Genomic DNA, 251 nt, shown 5'->3' on the forward strand with positions numbered 1-251 from the left:
TAACATTACTGCCCAACTTAAGGTAAAGTTGTTTTTCAAGTTGTTTAATATCTTGACGTAACTGAGTGATACAAGGGCTTAGTTGGGCTCCTTGTTGGGCAAATAGCTGACTGTTAAATCGTTCAATTTCTTGTAAAGACTGTCGTTGCGAAGGCGCCAAATTCTGGTCGTGTATTAATGCGTCTTGCTCAAGTTTAGCGAGCTGTTGTTTTAACATTGATAGCAATTGTTGGGTGTTCATACCCATGCAC

1 protein-coding gene is annotated in these 251 nt (G+C 39.8%); it reads right to left on the minus strand.

The annotated features are described in order from the left end of the window. Nucleotides 1-241: primosomal replication protein PriC (priC, locus tag AAEY79_RS15815; RefSeq protein ID WP_352289594.1), on the minus strand; the 241-nt coding region annotated here is incomplete at its 3' end. Between the last annotated feature and the right edge of the window lie 10 nt (nucleotides 242-251).

This window comes from Psychrobacter sp. GW64-MNA-CIBAN-0177 (genome assembly GCF_040309585.1).
In the GTDB taxonomy this organism is placed as follows: Bacteria; Pseudomonadota; Gammaproteobacteria; order Pseudomonadales; family Moraxellaceae; genus Psychrobacter; species Psychrobacter okhotskensis.